This is a genomic window from Mesorhizobium sp. B1-1-5 (assembly GCF_006443065.1).
Classification (GTDB): domain Bacteria; phylum Pseudomonadota; class Alphaproteobacteria; order Rhizobiales; family Rhizobiaceae; genus Mesorhizobium.
Genome location: NZ_VFWS01000384.1, coordinates 1 through 1,404 on the forward strand (window position 1 = coordinate 1; position 1,404 = coordinate 1,404).

At 62.5% G+C, this 1,404-nt stretch carries 1 protein-coding gene; it reads right to left on the minus strand.

What is annotated here, in order from left to right; all coding sequences use genetic code 11:
- Positions 1–80: 80 nt before the first annotated feature.
- On the minus strand, positions 81–1,404 hold a 1,324-nt coding region (locus tag FJ980_RS31615; RefSeq protein ID WP_140547438.1), incomplete at its 5' end, for an aldehyde dehydrogenase.

Consider the following 1,404-nt stretch of genomic DNA (forward strand, 5'->3'; position numbering starts at 1 on the left):
CTGAACCTCTCCATGTTCAGGGTAACGGAATATTTCATGGCAATGACCTTTTCGAATATTAGGGAACCGTCGGATGAGCGTCAGCGCAAACGGATTACGAACGGGTCCTGCGTGGCGCCGGAGTAGTCGATGACGACATTCTTCAGGCGGGAGAACTCGCGCATGACCTCGAAGCCCCCCCGCTTGCCGTAACCGCTCTCCTTGAACCCGCCGGAGGGTGACATGTAAGCAGCCGAGCGATACGTATTGACCCAGACCGTGCCGGCATCGACGTTGCGCGCAAAGCGCAGCGCCCGGTCGATGTCGCGGGTCCAGACACCCGCCGCCAGCCCATAATGGGTGTCGTTGGCAAGCCCAATCAATTCGCTTTCATTGTCGAACGGCACGACGCCCACGACGGGCCCGAAAATTTCGTCGCGCATCAAGCGCATGTCGTTGCGCGCATCCGCCAGAACCGTGGGCTCGTAATACCAGCCGCCGGAGAGGTCGTCCCGCCGCGGCCGGCGGCCTCCGGCAACCAGCCGCGCACCGTCGGCGACGCCGTAGTCCACATACTGCTCGACCTTGTCGAGTTGGGCAGCCAGCGCCAGCGGACCGATTTCCGTGTCCTCATCGGTCGGATGGCCGATACGCACGCGCCTGGTACGATCCGCCAGCTTTTCGACGAATGCGGCATAGATGGATTTTTCGACGAAACAGCGCGAGCCTGCGATACAGGTCTGTCCGGCAGCGGCGAACACGCCGGCAACCACGCCGTTCACCGCGCGCTCGATGTCGGTATCGGCGAATACGACATGAGGCGACTTGCCGCCCAGTTCCATCTGACACGAAACAAGTCGGCTGGCAGCGTTGGCGGCGATGCGGCGGCCGGTTGCCGTACTGCCCGTGAAGGCGATCTTGGCGACATCGGGATGCAAGGTCAGCGCTTCGCCCGCCGTGGCGCCCTTGCCGGTAATGACATTGAAAACGCCAGCCGGGAAGCCCGCTTTTGCAATCAGTTCGGCGAGGGCAAGGGTGGACGCGGAAGTATGCTCTGATGGCTTGACCACGACCGTATTGCCAATCGCCAGGCAGGGTGCGAGCGTGCCGGTCAGCAGCATCAGCGGTGAATTCCACGGCGAGATCATGCCCACCACGCCGATCGGCTCGCGCAGCGTGAAGTTCAGCATATCGAGCTTATTGACCGGTATGGTCTCGCCATGCAGCTTGTCGGCCATTCCGGCGAAATAGAGATAGCTGTCCGGCGCCGCGCGCAGTTGCACACGCATCTCTTTCAGAAGCTTGCCGTTGTCACGCGTCTCGATGGCCGCGAGTTCATCGGCGTGTTCCGCGATGAGATCGGCCAACCGGCGCAGCAGCTTGCCGCGATCCGTCTGCGTCAGCCTGCGCCAGGCCGGGTCGTGA